At 61.6% G+C, this 16616-nt stretch carries 17 protein-coding genes; 8 read left to right on the top strand and 9 right to left on the bottom strand.

The features are described from left to right. Nucleotides 1-578 (bottom strand): hypothetical protein (locus BLQ92_RS39785; protein ID WP_176860808.1); only part of this gene is annotated, 578 nt, incomplete at its 3' end. A 505-nt stretch (nucleotides 579-1083) separates the two neighbouring features. Further along, entirely contained in the window at nucleotides 1084-1557 is a 474-nt protein-coding gene (locus BLQ92_RS38805; protein ID WP_090696019.1) for an Lrp/AsnC family transcriptional regulator, read from the bottom strand. 472 nt (nucleotides 1558-2029) lie between these two features. On the opposite strand from BLQ92_RS38805, the gene BLQ92_RS38800 reads away from it, so the two are divergent. The 5 genes from BLQ92_RS38800 to BLQ92_RS38780 all read left to right on the top strand — a co-directional run bounded on the left by BLQ92_RS38800 (nucleotide 2030) and on the right by BLQ92_RS38780 (nucleotide 6432). Further along, complete coding sequence (locus tag BLQ92_RS38800; protein WP_090696018.1) at nucleotides 2030-2644, top strand: LysE family translocator; 615 nt, start codon at nucleotides 2030-2032, stop codon at nucleotides 2642-2644. A gap of 259 nt (nucleotides 2645-2903) precedes the next feature. Then, nucleotides 2904-3101: a hypothetical protein gene (locus tag BLQ92_RS38795; protein WP_090696017.1), complete on the top strand. Its 198-nt coding sequence runs from the start codon at nucleotides 2904-2906 to the stop codon at nucleotides 3099-3101. A 273-nt stretch (nucleotides 3102-3374) separates the two neighbouring features. Further along, on the top strand, nucleotides 3375-3905 hold the full coding sequence (gene phaP, locus BLQ92_RS38790; protein WP_090696016.1) for a TIGR01841 family phasin: 531 nt from the start codon (nucleotides 3375-3377) through the stop codon (nucleotides 3903-3905). Nucleotides 3906-3968: 63 nt separating this feature from the next. Further along, nucleotides 3969-4712: an acetoacetyl-CoA reductase gene (gene phbB / locus BLQ92_RS38785; RefSeq protein WP_090696015.1), complete on the top strand. Its 744-nt coding sequence runs from the start codon at nucleotides 3969-3971 to the stop codon at nucleotides 4710-4712. A gap of 244 nt (nucleotides 4713-4956) precedes the next feature. Beyond that, entirely contained in the window at nucleotides 4957-6432 is a 1476-nt protein-coding gene (locus tag BLQ92_RS38780) for an NCS1 family nucleobase:cation symporter-1 (protein WP_090696014.1), read from the top strand. A 35-nt stretch (nucleotides 6433-6467) separates the two neighbouring features. Here BLQ92_RS38780 and BLQ92_RS38775 read toward each other — a convergent pair whose 3' ends face one another. The 4 genes from BLQ92_RS38775 to BLQ92_RS38760 all read right to left on the bottom strand — a co-directional run bounded on the left by BLQ92_RS38775 (nucleotide 6468) and on the right by BLQ92_RS38760 (nucleotide 9554). Continuing rightward, complete coding sequence (locus BLQ92_RS38775) at nucleotides 6468-6863, bottom strand: hypothetical protein (protein WP_175772640.1); 396 nt, start codon at nucleotides 6861-6863, stop codon at nucleotides 6468-6470. 215 nt (nucleotides 6864-7078) lie between these two features. Next, complete coding sequence (locus tag BLQ92_RS38770; RefSeq protein WP_090696013.1) at nucleotides 7079-8413, bottom strand: ATP-binding protein; 1335 nt, start codon at nucleotides 8411-8413, stop codon at nucleotides 7079-7081. Further along, nucleotides 8410-9123: a response regulator gene (locus BLQ92_RS38765; RefSeq protein ID WP_090696012.1), complete on the bottom strand. Its 714-nt coding sequence runs from the start codon at nucleotides 9121-9123 to the stop codon at nucleotides 8410-8412. The genes BLQ92_RS38770 and BLQ92_RS38765 overlap by 4 nt, the downstream gene beginning before the upstream one ends. A 134-nt stretch (nucleotides 9124-9257) precedes the next feature. After that, on the bottom strand, nucleotides 9258-9554 hold the full coding sequence (locus BLQ92_RS38760) for a hypothetical protein (RefSeq protein ID WP_090696011.1): 297 nt from the start codon (nucleotides 9552-9554) through the stop codon (nucleotides 9258-9260). 311 nt (nucleotides 9555-9865) lie between these two features. Here BLQ92_RS38760 and BLQ92_RS38755 point away from each other — a divergent pair, with 311 nt between their 5' ends. Continuing rightward, nucleotides 9866-10105: a hypothetical protein gene (locus BLQ92_RS38755; protein WP_090696010.1), complete on the top strand. Its 240-nt coding sequence runs from the start codon at nucleotides 9866-9868 to the stop codon at nucleotides 10103-10105. 202 nt (nucleotides 10106-10307) lie between these two features. On the opposite strand, the gene BLQ92_RS38750 is transcribed toward BLQ92_RS38755, so the two are convergent. Continuing rightward, nucleotides 10308-11390: a glycosyltransferase family 9 protein gene (locus BLQ92_RS38750; protein ID WP_244106329.1), complete on the bottom strand. Its 1083-nt coding sequence runs from the start codon at nucleotides 11388-11390 to the stop codon at nucleotides 10308-10310. A 172-nt stretch (nucleotides 11391-11562) separates the two neighbouring features. Then, nucleotides 11563-13206 (bottom strand): acyl-CoA synthetase, encoded by a 1644-nt coding sequence (locus BLQ92_RS38745; RefSeq protein WP_090696009.1) that lies wholly within the window; start codon nucleotides 13204-13206, stop codon nucleotides 11563-11565. Between the two features lie 242 nt (nucleotides 13207-13448). Here BLQ92_RS38745 and BLQ92_RS38740 point away from each other — a divergent pair, with 242 nt between their 5' ends. Then, on the top strand, nucleotides 13449-14393 hold the full coding sequence (locus tag BLQ92_RS38740; protein ID WP_090696008.1) for a LysR family transcriptional regulator: 945 nt from the start codon (nucleotides 13449-13451) through the stop codon (nucleotides 14391-14393). Nucleotides 14394-14584: 191 nt separating this feature from the next. Beyond that, complete coding sequence (locus BLQ92_RS38735; RefSeq protein WP_090696007.1) at nucleotides 14585-14833, top strand: hypothetical protein; 249 nt, start codon at nucleotides 14585-14587, stop codon at nucleotides 14831-14833. 81 nt (nucleotides 14834-14914) lie between these two features. Here the strand turns inward: BLQ92_RS38735 and BLQ92_RS38730 are convergent, their stop codons facing one another. Next, a complete protein-coding gene (locus tag BLQ92_RS38730; RefSeq protein ID WP_090696006.1) occupies nucleotides 14915-16243 on the bottom strand; it encodes a leucine-rich repeat-containing protein kinase family protein in 1329 nt (442 codons plus the stop codon). Nucleotides 16244-16616: the final 373 nt, after the last annotated feature.

The raw sequence follows: 16616 nt of genomic DNA, 5'->3' as shown, positions 1-16616 counted from the left end.
GAGCCACCCGAGCCACCCGAGCCACCCGAGCCACCCGAGCCGCCCGAGCCACCCGAGCCACCCGAGCCGCCCGAGCCGCCCGAGCCACCGCCGGGCCATGAGCCACCTGAACCACCACCCGGCCAGGAGCCACCAGGGCCGCTGCTCCATCCGCCTTGCCCGCCAGTCCCGGAGCCGCCACTTCCACCGCTTGACCCGCCGCCGCCCGACCCGCCGCCGGGCCACGAGCCGCCCGAACCACCGCCTGTCCCGGAGCCACCACTTCCACCGCCCGACCCGCTGCCGCCAGAGCCACCACCCCACGGCTCTCCGCCACCGCTTCCGCCTGTCGAGCCCCAGGCCGACGCTGTACCCGAACCGTAACTGGATCCGGAGCCCGCGCTACTCCAACTGGAGCCGGAACCAACGCCGCCGACACCACCACTGCCATAACCTGTCCAGGACGAGCTGCCTGGTCCGCTTTGCGTGATCGAGGGAGGCGGCGTGTCGGTGACTTCGCCCGCCTGACATGAGGTAGCAAGCGACCACCATAGGAGTGCGCTCGCCGATGCAACAAGAGTGTGTTTGAAGGGAGCCATGATTAGTCCTTTCGCGATGGAATCGCGTCCTGATTGGTCAAAGGTGTAATCAGTGCCCCCGGAAAACCGCTGATCGGTTTTACAGAAAACGGTCTTGCAGAAAATGTTTGCTCCGGGCCCGATACCGCGTGTGTGCGCGCTGCCGTGTAGTTGGAGTCGGGCGCTATCGCGCCGTGATTGAAGGTGGCTTGCTCGGGCAGCCGTAAGCCGCAAGTTCCGCGCCAACGCGCTTGTGCGGTAGAGCGCGGTACATCGCCGTGCAGGCGTTTCCGCCGGCGGCGGAAAGCGCGCGAAAGACCCTTGCTGGGTGGGGGTTCTGAGCGCGAGGCATGCGTGGCCGTCTGCTTGCAGCACGCCGCATCTGGTGCCGAAGATGTTACGTGTTCCCGCAACGTGCCACGTAACCTGGCCGTTACACGATCTGCCGCACGTATCGCTCAGACGAAATGCAACGCATCTATGCTACGGAGTCCGATATATTGCAACGCGTGTTCGAAACACGTGTTTAGATTTCCACTGAAGGAATGCTTTTCATGCAGCGCAGCGCAAACATGGAGCGGCTGTGGCGGATGCCAGAAATCCGGTAAAGCTTCTCGCGCAGAAAGCGTTCATATCCAGCGGTGCCGTCCACCGCCACTTTCACCAGATAGTCATATTCACCCGAGACGAGATAGGCCTCGAGCACTTCTGGCAGCGTCGCCAGTTCCGCACCGAAGCGGGCGAGTGCGTCGTCCTCGTGACGGTCGAGTGTCACCTCGAGGATCACCACATCGGCAAAGCCCAGTTTCTGCTGGTCGAGCAACGCCACGTAGCCGCGTATGTAGCCTTCGGTCTCGAGTTGACGGGTGCGATTCCAGCACGCGGTGGTCGACATGCCGACCAGCTCGGCGAGTTCGGCATTCGGCAGGCGCGCGTTCTTCTGCAGCGCTCGCAGGATCTTGCGATCCTGGTTGTCCAGAGGACGGTTTCGATTGCTCATGATGGGGTCGGAATAATATTCTGTGATTCATTATTTTACAGGGAGATTATTCAGATGATGATAGGCCCACGCGATCATTTAAGAAGCCCGTCCACCGGACCTGCAGGTATATTTTCAGGGTGCTTCCATGCCCGGGACAAGCTTCCGGTTCCGCGGATTCGTTCCGTTGAATCGGCGCAGCCACAAGCTGCCGCCTGGGGTCGCGCCGCCTCCACCGGAGACGGCGCGGCGGGCAGACTCCGGCGTGACCGACGCTGGAGGACACGCTCGCCGGGCATGGAGGCATTCTCTTAAGAAAAATGCCGGGCTGCCTCATGTGTTGGTAACCCGTTGGTGGTCGGCGCGGACGCGTCAACACCGGCGACGGGTTTGGGGCGCTCTTAACCGAATGTCGGCCAGCACCGCGCCTAACCCGAGTGGTATCCCACGCGGCGGGTGCAAGCTATCCCCCGCAATAGAACAAGACTCAACAATGTCGATCCAGTTGTACGCCTCATTTCTTCTCGCCTCTCTCGTCCTCGTCTACTCGCCCGGTCCCGTCAATGTCCTGACTATGAGTCAGGCGCTTCATGCCGGTTGGCGTCATGCGCTGCCGTGCGTCTGGGGCGGCACCTGCGCCGTCCTGCTGCAATTGGTGTTTACCGCCTTGTGTCTGAATTCGCTACTGCTGATCGATGCTCGCGCGTTGACCGCGCTGCGTTGGGCAGGGGCGCTCTATCTCGTCTATCTGGGGTGCAAGCAATGGCGCAGCAGCAGTCTTGCCGAGCCGGATATCGGCGGCGGAAAACAGCGTGGCCTGTTCTGGCGTGGCTTCGCCACCTCGGGGCTCAATCCGAAAACCTTGTTGTTCTTTCCGTCGTTTTTCCCGCAGTTCATCAGCATGGAGTCGAGCTGGTCACCTGATCAGCAGTACCTGTTGCTGGCGGTTTCGTTTGCGCTGGTGTTTGCGATGGGCGTGGCGTCGATGGCGATGTTCTCGCACCGCTTGCGCGAGATTTTGCTGAAACCTGTGCGCATCCGAGCGGTCAATCGCGTGATGGGAAGTCTGCTGGTCGGAATGGGCGCGCTGATGGCAACCGTCCGCTGAACTGACGAATCAAAATCACGCTGACAACGTTTCAGCAAATGCCAGACATAGCCGCCGGATGATCCATCTCAAAAAGATTTTTCCCACATATTGATAATTTACGCTCGCCCGAATTAAGATGACTTCCCTCGATACGCGACGCGTGTCGAATCGGCGACGAGTCATATTTGCGGTATCCGTTCAATGAGTCAGGTTCGGGACGCGACGGTTGAGCGTCAACGTCCCGTCAACGCTGCACCTAAAAAATTGGGAGACGAAGATGCTGAGCCCTCACGAATTCGCAACGCTGATGCTGGTCAAGGACGCCACGGATCAACTGGAAGTAGACCGGGCTGATCTCGATGTCCTGCTGGCGCGCCAATTAGTCAGTCTCGAACACGCATCTTCCGGTCAAACGCTGCCGCGCCTGACTCATCAAGGCCATTCGTTTCTGAAAGCAGCCGGCCGGATTCACTGAGCAGACGCGCCAAAAACGCCTTGTTACCCGCGCAACCCGACCAGGGTTTCAGGCAATCAACAAAGTGAACGGACGTGCAGTTATACAACCTGAGAGCGCAGTAAGTTAATTTGTTGTGCTTATATAAAACAAGAAGTGAAACGGGTATGAACGAGGCCACATAGCGCTAGCGCGTTTTAGCTGGTTCGTCTTCCCACCTTAGCCACTCGATTACTCCAGAATGCCTCGCCAGTCCGGCCTGCGCATCGCCGAGTCGATTTCAGGAGCCTCAAGATGAATGAGTTGTATCCCGAGCAGTTTGCCGCCGCTCAAAAGGCCAACCTCGAAGCGTTCTATGGCCTCGCCAATCTGGCCGTGGAAGGCTTGCAAAAGCTGACTGCGTTGAATATGCAAGCGGCCAGGTCGGCTTTGGTCGACTCGCAAAAGCTGCTGTCCGCCCCGGACCCGCAGACGTTTTTCACGCAACAGGCTGGCCCCAACGGCGCGCTTGCGATGCGTGCCCAGTCTTATCAACGCGGTCTGTACGAGATTGCATCCGGCGTGCATACGGGCCTCATGACGATTGCAGGGGCGCAGTACGAAGCGCACAATCGCCGGGTGCAGGCGCTCTTCGAGGCGATGTCGCAGCAGGCGCCGGCAGGTTCCGAAGCGGCAGTCGCCGCGCTGAAGCAGTTGATGGAGTCGAGCCGCGTGCTGCACGAGAGCGTCAACAAATCGGTTCGGCAGGCCGTCACCATGGCCGAAGGCGGCTTCGAAGCAGTGCTTTCGCGCACCGCGAAGGCATCGGACGTAACGACCGGGTGAGAGCGGCCGGCAGGCTGACCGCGCGCAAGCCGGGTCACTCCCTTCTTACGCGAGGCAGCCGCTGTGACAAATCAGATCGCATTGGTGACAGGTGGAATGGGCGGCATTGGCGAAGCCATTGCCGTCAAGCTGCATGATGCCGGCTATACGACTGTGGTTACCTATTCGCCAGACAATGCCGGCGCACCCGCCTGGCTCGAACGAATGGAAGCGGCAGGGCGTCGCTTCCATTCGTTCGAGGTCGACGTAGCGGACTACGACTCGTGCCAACAAGGGGCGCAGAAGCTGCAGGCCGAAGTGGGCAACGTCGACATTCTCGTCAATAACGCCGGCATTACGCGCGACGCCAGCTTCAAGAAGCTCGACAAGATCAACTGGGACGCCGTGCTGCGAACCAACCTCGATTCGCTCTTCAACATGACCAAGCCGCTGTGCGACGGCATGGTGGAGCGCGGTTGGGGACGCATCATCAATATCTCGTCCATCATCGGCTCCAAAGGTGGCTTCGGCCAGACCAACTATGCCGCCGCGAAGGCGGGCATGCATGGCTTTACGAAGTCGCTGGCGCTCGAAGTGGCGAAAAAGGGTGTGACGGTCAATACCGTGTCGCCCGGCTTTATCGCTACCAAAATGGTCATGGCGGTGCCGCAAGAGGTGCTCGACACGAAGATCATTCCGCAGATCCCGGTTGGCAGGCTTGGCCAGCCCGATGAAGTGGCCGCGCTTGTGCTCTATCTGTGCTCGCGGGAGGCGGCATACGTCACGGGCGCCAACATCGCCATCAATGGCGGACAGCATCTGCAGTAAGCCGCGCAGCAGCGCTCACTCGCAACATGCCTAAGCATCGCAGCAGGCTGCCTTCGCCCTCATTTCCCACACTGTGCGTTTTCCCGCGTGACCTAAGCGTCGCTTATTTTGGCGCGGTTTTCTTTTCGTCGAACCACCTATATTGTTGCAATAGTAAGCGGCAGGTCGGAATCCAGTTCGTCCGCGGCCCGGCAACACCCGTGCGCCGGGATCCTTCGTCAGGCACAGCAGCAAAGGGGGAGAGATGTCGACTTCACCGCTTATCGATGGTGGCGCCCCGCGCGATGCGGCAGGCCTTACGACACAGACCGACAAGCGCCTGTATAACCATGACCTGGCGCCGGTCCCGCTCAACAAACGCACGTGGACCGGCTATTGCATCTTCGCCATGTGGATGTCCGACGTGCACAGCGTCGGCGGCTATACCTTCGCCGCCAGCCTGTTCTTGCTCGGCATCTCGGGCTGGCAGGTGTTGACCGCGCTGGCCGTGGGCATTCTGATCGTCTATGTGCTGATGAACCTGGTCGGCAAACCCAGCTACGTGCACGGCATTCCGTTTCCCGTAATGGCCCGCGTCAGCATGGGCGTAATGGGTGCGAACCTGGCCGCGGTGATTCGCGGGGTAGTTGGTATTGTTTGGTACGGCGTGCAAACCTATTTTGCTTCGAAAGCCGTCGCGACCCTCGTCCTTCTGTTCTTTCCCGCGGCAACCGCCCTGCACGGCTTCAGTTTCTTGCGGCTCGACGGTCTGGGCTGGGTCAGCTTCCTGTTCATGTGGGTGTTTCAGTTGATCATCTTCCAGCGTGGCATGGAAACGATCCGCAAATTCATCGACTTCTGCGGGCCGGCTGTGTACGTGGTGATGTTCGCGCTGATGGCCTGGATTCTTTCGCAGGCGGGCTTGGGAAGCCTCAGCCTGACGCTCGGCGGCAAGGTGCTCTCCGGTGGCGAGCAGCTCGCCAGTATGGGCAACGCCACGCTGCTGGTGGTGAGCTACTTCGCCGCGTTGCTGCTTAACTTCGGCGACTTCTCGCGCTTTGCCAAGAGCGAGCGGCAGATGAAAGTGGGCAATTTCCTTGGGCTGCCGGTCAACTTCATTGTCTTTGCCATCATCACGGTGATCGTGACGTCGGGAAGCGCCAGCGTCTTTGGCTCGATGATCATGGACCCGGTGTCGATCGTCGCTCACATCCAGAACAAGGTGGCCGTGGTGATCGGCAGCCTGACCTTCATCGTGGCGACCATGGGCATCAATATCGTGGCCAATTTCGTTTCGCCGGCCTACGACATTGCCAACCTGTTTCCGCGCCATATCGACTTCAAGAAGGGCGGCCTCGTGGCCTCCATTCTGGCGGTGCTCGTGTGCCCGTGGATTTTTGTCGACAGTCCGAAGGCGATCACGATTTTCGTTAGCGTGTTCGGCTCAGTGCTTGCGCCGCTGTACGGTGTGATGATGGCTGACTTTTACCTCATCAAGAAACAGCAGGTCGAAACTGCCGAGCTCTACAGCATGTCGCCCCAAGGGCGTTTCTATTACGACGGTGGCTGGAACAAGGTAGGTATTGCCGCACTGGCGATTTCCGGCATCATCTCGGTGGGCTGGGAACTCTGCACGCAGTTGCTGCATGTCTTGCCGGACAACAACTTCGGCTGGCTGATCGGCGCCGTGGCAGGCGCGCTGCTCTACGTGGCGATGATGCGGGCGGCGCGGCGAACCTAGCGTGCGGGGTGTCGTGGGTAGCGCACGCCGGCCGCTTACTTGTGCTGCTGCGGTAGCTGGGCCCGCAGGTCGACTGCGTGCGCCGCGCTGACCGGTCTTGCGGCATCGTCGAGATGAACCGCGATGTTGCGATACACATCGCGGCAAAACTGCATGCCAACAGGGGCATCTCGGTTTGCGTCGGGAGCGGGTTCGATCTTTTCGGGGTTGGTCAGCGCCGCGTCCACCGCCATCTCGTCGTTCGGCTCTGCCTGCATGATGCCGATGCCGTGAATCGTCACGGCGAGGCACGGGTCCGGTACTTCCTTGCCGTGCGTGGCGGCGACATTGAAGTTGATATTCAGGCGCCAGAATCCTTCATGTATGTTCTGATGAATGATGACGGCCTTGACCAGTTCCTGATGCGACAACAAGTACTCGCTGCTTGCCATGAATCTGCTCCTCGAACAGGGTCTTCTTTCGAGTGCCGTGCCGCGTACAGCGCTGCCTCCGCCTGACGTGACACTGCATGTCGGATCACATTGTACGAGGCTGAAATTCACAATCAAGACACATGCTGCAATCACACGACAGGTTACGACCTGGACCTGTTTAATGACCTGACGGGCGCTGGCTGTGAGGCGTAAAAATATTTACGCTGATAACGCTAGGCGTGGAGCGGCAACACGACCCACACCTCCAGACCGCCCCCTTCGCGCGCATGAAACTGCAGCGAGCCGCCGTGCAATCGCGCGATCCGCTCGACGATGGCGAGACCAAGTCCCGTGCCGCCCGATTGCGAGCGTGCGTTGCGGCCGCGCTGAAACGGCGCCTTCAAGGCTTCGAGTTCTTGCGGCGCGAGCCCTTCGCCGCGATCGCAGACCGCCACATATGCGCTGCCATTCTGCACCCACGTGCGCACCGCCAATCCCACCCGGCCGTAGACGACGGCATTCTGCATCAGGTTCATCAGGAGCCGCATCATCGTGATCGGACGAAACGCGAATTCGGGAAGCGGCCCCAGCGAGAGCGCGAATTCGTGGCCCAGTCCCGCGAAATCCGCAGCAAGCCGGCTGACCAGTGCGTTGAGATCGCCCGGTTGAGCCGTCTCGCGTTCGCCGCTGCCGGCGTAGTCCATGAACTGCTGCAGGATGGTGTCGATCTGGTCGAGATAGGCCTCAGCGGCCACGACGAAGTTGTCGTCGCCCTGGTCGGTGATCGCCATGGCCATTGCGAGCCGCAGCTTGGTTAGGGGCGTGCGGATGTCGTGTGAAATGCCTGCTAACATCACGGCGCGGGTTGCCTCGGCTTGCTGCAGTGTCTGCGTCATCTGGTTGAAGGCGCTGCTCACTTCAGCGATTTCTGTGGGACCGTCGGTGGGCAGTGGCGGCGGAGTGTCGCCCGAACTCACGCGCCGCGCTGCATGAGCGAGGTTCCGCAGCGGCCGGTTCAGGTGCAACTGGATCAGGTAACCGGTGAGGGCGGCGAGCACGGCAAGGCCGAGCGAGAGCACGATGGCCGCATCGAGACCGGCGCCGCGGGCGTCTTCAGGAATCGGCAGAGCGATCCAGGCGGGGCTGTTCGACGAATGAATCTTGATCCAAAGACGCTGACCGCCTTCGGTCTGCCAGCGTACCTGCATGTCAGCGGGGAGATGCTGGCGAAGCGTCTCGAGAAAGACCTCGCGCTGATAGGTGATGTAAAAATGCAGCAGACTCTGTGGCGGGTCGATCTCGTCGGTGCCCGGCGGCTGCGCGCCGTTATTCAGCCGCTCGATCAGCGCGTCACGCGCACTGTCGGGGGCGGCCTGGAATAGCTCGTCGAGCGTGGTGACGTAACGTGCGAACACGACTGCCGTGCGCTCGACCCGCGGCCGTTGCACGTAATGCAGCAACACAGCGAGGGAACAGACTTGCGACAGCATGACGAGCGCGATCAGCAGGGCGATGTTGCGCGCGAGCAGGCTTCTTGGCAAGGCGAGGCGCGGCATGACGCGCCTCATGACTCGACGTCGGCGATCAGCATGTAGCCGACGCCCCAGACCGTTTTGATGAATCGCGGCTTGGAGGGGTCGTCTTCCACGATCTGGCGCAGCCGCAGCACCTGCACGTCGATGCTGCGATCGAGCGCGTCGTGATCGCGGCCGCGGGCTCGTGCGATCAGGTTGTCGCGGCTCACGGGCCGGTTTGGCGAGGAGGCGAGCGCGACTAGTAGCAGCATCTGCGCCGAATGAATCTCGAGAGGTTCACCTGCGCGCGCGAGCAACTGCTTGCCGAGGTCGAGACTGTAGTCGCCGAAGCGCACCGTTTGCGAGGTCACGGTCGGGTCGCCCGAGGCCATCTTCTGCCGCCGCAGCAGCGCGCGGATTCGCGCCACCAGTTCGCGCGGCAGGAAGGGCTTGGCGAGGTAGTCGTCCGCGCCGGTTTCGAGGCCCACCACTTTGTCGATCGGATCGCCCTTGGCGGTCAACATCAGGATGGGCAGCGTCTGTCCTTCGGCGCGCAGGCGGCTGCAGATTTCCAGGCCGTTCTCCTCGCCGATCATCAGATCGAGCACCAGCAGGTCGTAAGGCTCGCGCTGCAGGTAGCGGTCGAGCCGCTTGCTATCTTCGACCACACGTACTTCGAAACCGTGGCCGGTCAGAAAGCGCTGCAGCATATTGCGCAGTTCGGCTTCATCGTCGAGCACGATGATTTTCGCAGCTCGGTCCATGTGTGTGGTTCCCATGCAAGGCTATGCAAGGCTTAAGCGCGCATCCGTCTAACAGAATAGCGTTTTCTGGGGACAGTGCGACCGGAAACCGCTCGCACTCGCCACGTCTACGATCCATCTGATGATTGTCCGTCTCAGTGCGCTGCCGCTCGCTGCTGCATGAATGCTTCGATTTGCGGCAAGGTCACGTAGCCGGCGCGCGCCGTATCGATCTCATCGAAATACCGGGCCACCATCGGCATGCCGGCCGCCGCCTGTTGCCGGGTGAGCTTGCCGTCCTGCGTGGTGTTTGCATTGGCAAAGCGGCTTTGCAACTGTTGGGCCATCTGCGCCATGCGCTGCGGGTTGCCACCCATCGGCTGCGTCGTGGTTTGCGCGAAGGCGCCAGTGCAAGCGAGGCACAGCGCCAGAGTCGTCAACAGCTTGTTCATCTCATTCTCCGTGGAGTCTGCCATCGAACGTCGCCAGCGTCGTGCCGCGAGCCGTTCAATGACAGGTCGAATTCTTGTCGACTCCGCCGGGGAAGGCAATTTGGAAATCATGTCGAGATATGTCGCGGCGCGTGCGACACGGAATGAAACAAGTTACGGCTGCCGTTTACTGGGCGATTTGCGTATCTTTCGTCGGTCGGCGCATTGCGCGCCATCGTCGGTTCGGCAAGGGATATCAGCAATCCGAATCATCCGGCTGTCGTCTTCAGAAGCCAGGACGCATGCCATCTTTCACCGCATCAGGAGTTCTAGTGAAAATTCGTTTTGTCTGTGCCTCTGCGGCTGCGGCCTTTGGTTTTGTCTATGCGGCGAGCGCGTTCTCCCGGGTGCTCGTCTCGTACGGGCCTGCGGCGTTGGTCACCGCACCGCCGCCTGCTCCCGGGCTATTGCCTTCCTGCACGACGATCGTCGTGCCACCGCGGACCAACTACGGTGTGATACCCGCCGCGAGCGTACGGTACGCGCAGCCCGTCATGGCCGTGCCGCGCTGACGTACGGCGCCTGCTTGCGGGCACATCCGCCAGCAGACACCGTATGTCCCCAAGTTCACGTCAATGAAAGATCAGATACAGGATTACGAGGACGATGAGCGGCACGCCGAGTAGCCAGCCAATTAAGTAGGGCATGAGAGTTCTCCTCCGGTTGATGGTTGCAGTACGACTGCTAACCAGCACGGGGCATGCCCGGCCCTGCTTACGGCTCTCTAGTCTCTGCCGCCGTGCCGTCGGGCGAGGCAGTTGGCAGCAATTCAAATGGCAGCTCGCCGCGCATGGCGAGCGCATAGGCCGCGTTCAGGCGCGCCATGTCCTGTTCGCGCTCGCTGGCCTGCACGTTGCGCAACTCCGGTAGCTCCAGTACCACAGCCCGGCACAGTGGGTAGTCGCGCACTCGCAGTTCAGGGGCGATGGTGGTGAAGAACGCCGTGGTCGGCACGTCGAAGCCGGCTGCGATATGAACCGCTGCGGTGTCGGATGTGAGCATGTAGCGTGCGTGCCGGACCCACGCGAGGAAGTGCGCCGTGTCGGGGGAGAAGGCGCTCACATCCACGTAATGTGGATGATCCACCGCGCCAAAGCCGAGTACGGGCAGGCCGAAGTGCTCGAACAAACGGCTGACCAGGGCGCTGCGCACCGGTTGCGCGATGCTGCGGATCGGCGTGCTTGCGGTCGGGCAAAACAGCACATAGGGACGGTCTCGCCAAACATCAGGCAAGGGCGGCAACCGCAAGGCCTGCAGCCAGCGGTTAGCCTTGTGAGCGGACGGCACGCTTGCCGGCTGCACACCGAGTGCGCCAAGGAAAAAGTCGATCATCGGCTTCGACATGAAGCCGGGCCAGAATAGATGATTGCCGATGTCGATGCGGGCTTCGTCACTCGGGATAGCATCGAGCGGCCACGGCAACGCGCGGGTGGTGGCGACGCTGCCCTCGGCAAGCGCGTAGAGTTGTTCGACGTAGGACGGCGCCAGTCGAGGCCGGTACACGACGAAGCGCACCTGCGGATGGGCTTGCAAGATCGCGTCAAGCGCAGTCAAACCGATGATCGAGTCGCCGAGCGTGACACCCATGCCGTTGATCACATGGGCGACTGCGACCTGCGAGTAGTCGAGTTCAAAGGGATGCGCGGCCGCGTTGAGAATGCCGGGCTGGCTCGCGAGCGCGAGGTGCTCGCCGATCTCCGTGTCGCGCTGCTCGAGATCGTACGGCGCAATAATGCGGCCGTCGGGAGCAAGCAGGGACCCGGGATGGGTGAGCGCGTCGTCTGCACGTAGTTGCAATTGAATGGTTCCGTGAGGATGTCGGGGCGTGCCGGGATGCCATGCACGTTGCGAGGTGCGCTGCACGCGCGGCAGCGGAATTATGCCCGTTTGCAGCAAATATCGCAGTGAGGTGGTTCAACGGCTGCGCCGAACCGGTTGGCGCGAAGGCTCTCGGTTCGGCAACTGCGGTTCAGTTTGACGATGCGGGTTTCGTGAGACTTGCCCGCAGTTCCTTGCGAATCACCTTGCCGGTGGCGGTCAACGGCAGGCTTTCGACGAAGCGTATCTCGCGCGGATACTCGTGCGCGGCAAGCCGCGTCTTGACGTGCTGCTGAATCTCGCGCGCCAGCTCTTCTCCAGGGACAAAACCCGCGTTCAGCACCACGAAGGCCAGCACGATCTCGGTGCGCTGCGCGTCCGGCGCACCGACCACGGCCGCCATGCAGACCGCCGGATGTTGCAGCAGACAGTCTTCGATCGAGGCCGGCCCGATCCGGTAACCGGCACTCGTAATCACGTCGTCATTGCGCCCGACAAAGCGGATGAAGCCGTCGCTGTCGCATTGGCCGAGATCGCCGGTCAGCAGGTAGCGGCCACGGAATTTGTCGCGCGTGGCGGCCTCGTTGCGCCAGTAGCCGAGAAACATGACCGGGTCCGGTCCGGCAATCCCGATGTTGCCGATCGTGTCGTTCGGCAGGGGTTGACCGTCATCGTCGACGATCGCCACCTCATGGCCGGGCACCGCCTTACCAATGGCCCCGATACGCGGTGCGAACAGCGACGCGCACGACGACACCACGACGTTGCATTCGGTTTGCCCATAGAACTCGTTGATGGTCACACCGAGCGCGGCGCGTCCCCACGCGATCAGCTCTTCGCCGAGCGATTCGCCGCCGCTCGCCACTGCATGCAACGACAGCTTCCAGCGCTCCGGATGCGCGACCATGCGCATCATCTTGAGCGCGGTAGGCGGCAGGAACGTGTGGGTGACCGCGTGGCGCGCCATCAGATCGAAGGCTGCTTCGCCGTCGAACTTCTCGAAGCGGCGCGCGAGCACGGTGACGCCGTGGTGCCACGCGGGCAGCAGCACGTCGAACAGGCCGCCGATCCACGCCCAGTCGGCGGGCGTCCAGATCAGCTTCGCGTTGGCCGGAAAACACGCCTGCGACAGTTCGACGCCTGGCAGGTGCCCAAGCAGCACCCGGTGTGCATGCAGCGCGCCCTTCGGCTTGCCGGTCGTGCCCGAGGTGTAAATGATCACCGCGGGATCGTCTGCTGCGGTGTCGGCTGGTGTGAAGGTGGCGGGCTCGGCATCGAGCGCGCTCCAGAATGCGGACACCTCATGCGCCGTGGCGGCCTGCTCGGCATCGATGCAATACACCGCTTTCAGTTCGGGCAGCGTGTGGCGGATCTCGGCGAGTTTTTGCAGACCTGTGGCGTCGGTGATGAGCGCCGCCGCGGCGCTGTCTGCGAGACGGTATTGGATCGCGTCGACGCCGAACAGTGCGAACAGCGGCACGGCGATGCAGCCGGCCTTGTACGCGGCCAGATGCGCAATGGCGGTTTCGGGCGACTGCGGCAGGAAGATCGCCACGCGATCGCCCTGCTCGACGCCGCTGCGGCGTAGCGCGTTGGCGAACTGGCTGGAGCGGGCCTTGAGATCGTCGAAGCTATAGCGCGTTGCGCTGCCGTCGCGATGCTCGTAGATCAGCGCGAGGCGGCCCGAGCCGTCGGCCCATTTGTCGCACACGTCCACGCCGATGTTGTAGCGCGGCGGAATCTGCCACGCGAATTTTGCCGTCAATGTTTCGTACGTCTGCGCTGCCGGAAGCATTGCTTCCCTCCTTGGCCGATGTGCGTGGAACCGCTGCGCGCCCAGTCCTGTCGGGCCGCAGGCGGCCGATGGCGGGGACAAGCTGTGGCTTCGATCGTACGCTGCGGATCGACCAACGGCCAGGGAAAAATCGTTCGATCAGGCTGCCCGAAAACTCAAGGAGTGCAATGCATCTTTACGGGATTCGAGAGAATCGCGGGCGTGATTCATGCCACAATTCGGGCCAGTTTTTGAAGGATCGTATGGATACGTTACAAAAAATGCGCGTGCTGGTTCGTGTCGTCGAAGCGGGCAGTTTCACCGCGGCCGCGCAACATCTCAACACGACGACGGCGTACGCTTCGCGCGCGGTCTCCGACCTCGAGGCGCATCTGCGCACGCGGCTCCTGAACCGCACGACGCGCCGCCTCGCGCTCACCGAAGCGGGTGAACGTTACCTGCATCGTTGCGAGCAGATTCTGGCGTATGTCGATGAGGCGGAGGCTGAGGCGAGCGATGCGATCGTGCACCCGTCGGGCAAGCTGAAGCTGCACGCCATGACCGGTATCGGCCAGCATTGCGTGGTGCCGCTGGTGGGTCGTTATCGGCAGCGCTATCCGGATGTAACGGTCGAGCTGACGCTCGCGCAACGGGTGCCGGACCTGCTCGACGAAGGTTACGACATCGCTCTCGTGATGGCCACCGACTTGCCCGACTCGGGGCTGGTCTCGCAACGCCTCGGCAGTACCTTCAGCATCGCCTGTGCGTCGCCGGCGTACCTGGAGCGTAGCGGCACGCCCAACGTGCCCACCGATCTCAGCGCGCATACCTGTCTGCAAACGATGACGCCGGCATTTCCTGTCGACGAGTGGACTTTTCAAGGGCCGCGCGGCCGCGAAACCTTCGTGCTTGGCGCAACGACATTCAGGGTCAATATCGCCGATGCGCTGGCGGTGGCCGTAGCAGCGGGCATGGGTATCGGACTGCTGCCGCTCTATTCGGCCATCGACGGCCTGCGCAGCGGCGAACTGGTTCAGGTTCTGCCGGACTACACGTCCCAGCACCTGAACGTTTATGCGGTTTATCCATCGCGACAGTATCTCGATGCGAAGATTCGCTCCTGTGTCGAGTTCCTGCGCGAGGAGCTCCCCGCCACCCTGAGTGATACCTATCTCGATGCTGTCGAGACCAGTGATTTGCTTTCCTAACAGGTGATATTGCTGCGCTGCATGATGACAATTCGCCGCAGCGCAGCATGTCATTTCGACAAAGGGGAAACCCGCAGCGGTAAATTGTGGCCTCCTGATTGACCTGGATCACAGGCCTCGCCCTAATCGGGAAACCCCTAACACCACGTAATCATGGTTCGCGTTAGTCTTGCTCGCACAGGAGGCAAGCCATGAGACGCGTATTTAATATTGCTGTACTGATGCTTCTTGCGTATCTGACCGTGGGCCGCGCGCTCACTCATGCGCAGGCCGGCGAAGAGGGCTCTATTTCATGCGAAAAGGGCGCCGAGATGGTCAGATTGGGAGCCATGGGCAAGGGCTTTTCGGAAGCAGCCTCTAGCGGGCAGGGACAAAACTTCCTGTCGAGCTGCCTCGTGACAGGCGAGGCACGCATCAACGATATGGTCGCACGCGACTAATCTCCACCTAATACCAACTGTATCGAACGCCTGATGCATCACGCGTCAGGCGTTCGGCATATCTGTAGCGTTCCCATTCGATTAAGCCAGTGCAGATAGCCTTTGTTCAATCTGCTTGAACGATGGCCTGGCGAAAACGTCCTCGTTAAAACATTCGTTTCTCAGTTCTCGCAGCGCATCGACGGCAGTCGCCGAGGTGTTATTCGGGTCGCATCGCTCAACTAACTCTTCCAGCAAGCAGGCAAATGCCCGCACTTCGATGCGCTGCAGCAGAGGTGCGAGGGTCAGATCCTCCGGCGCATAGAAGGAGGCGGCGCCGAAATCGCCGAGCAGGGCGCGCCCCTCCCCGCAGTGCAGAATGTTGTGGGCGTACAGGTCGCCATGCATGATGCCTTGCTCATGCAAGTGGCTGGCTGCCGATGCAATGCCATGTGCGATGCGTAACGCTGTGGCCAGCGTGAAACGGGTCTCGTCGGGATAGATGTCGCGCGTGCACGACGCGAGGCTGGGCGGGCCGGCCAGGTTCCTGAATTGCGGATCGATCAATTCCATCACGAGGCCATGGCTGTCGTTGGGATGGTTCATCACTTTGCCGAGCACTGGAATCAGATTGGCATGGGCGCCCGCGTTGATGCAGGCGGCCATCTCGCAGTGAGGCAAACCATCGCTCGTCACCGCCCCTTTGAACAGCTTGAGCGCAACGTGGCGCGATTCAGCGCCGGGGTGGCTATGCGCCGCGCGATAGATGACCCCCGAGGCGCCCTCGCCAAGTGGATGGTGCAGGTCCAACGCGTCCCAAGGCAGCTCCGCGATGGGCGTGCCCGTCAGTGCCGCGGCTTCCAGCGCCTCGGTGAACGGATTGCCCGCATAGGCAAGCCATGAGAGCCGCGGCAGCGCGAGCAGCCACGCGGGCAGTTCGGTTAGCCGGTTCGCGGCGAGCCGGATTAGTTCCAGACGGGAGCAAGCGGCCAGTTGCGGCGGCAGGGTCTGCAGACGGTTACCTGCCAGCATGAGTTTCTGCAACTGAGTACAGTTGCCAATCTCGGGCGGCAGCGCCTCGAGCTGGTTGTCGGTGAGGATCAGCCAGCGCAGCGCAGGCGGCAATGCCCGGCCCGATACAGTGCGAATGCGGTTGGCCTTGAAGCCCACCATGCTCAGGTGCTCGCATTGCCCGAGCACTTCAGGCAACTCGGTGAACGCGTTGTCGGAGCAGAAAATAATGCGCAGCTTATGCAGGCGCGGCAAGTCGTCGGGCAGTGCGGCAAGCGCATTGCCCGACAGATCGAGAATTTCCAGCGTATCCGCCAGAGCGAAAATTTCACGTGGAAACTCGCTGAGTCCGCAGGCTAGCTTGAGGCGCTGCGTACCGGTCAGTTGTCCGGCACGCAATTGATCGAGGGTGGTGGTCACTATGGTGGGGCGAGCGCGCAGCGCGCCGCGAGGTTGATTCCGTAGGGGCTCGATTTTACCGGCAAGCCTTGTGAACGGCGGTCGAAATCCGACGTTAAACGGCGGCGTCAGTCAGGAATTCGGAATGTTTTCTAGTCTTCCGGGCTAATCCGAGATGACTGATACGGGTGGCGCTGAGGTTATGGGACGCATCGAAAGGAGCCCGTAGGGCGAGAGCAGATGCGTCCCGGCGGGAGCCGGTTCAGGAAGGGGTGACGCAGCAGGCCTGATGCGGTAAAAGAGGATTTACCGCCGAAGAAACAGGCCCGACACCGGCGCAAACCGCCAAGTTCAATCCGGTGTCGAGCCCAGCACGCGCACGACAGGGTGCGGG

Source organism: Paraburkholderia phenazinium (assembly GCF_900100735.1).
GTDB classification, from domain to species: Bacteria; Pseudomonadota; Gammaproteobacteria; order Burkholderiales; family Burkholderiaceae; genus Paraburkholderia; species Paraburkholderia phenazinia.
Note: the sequence above shows the minus strand (reverse complement) of the source record. Positions and strands in the feature narration are given on the sequence as shown.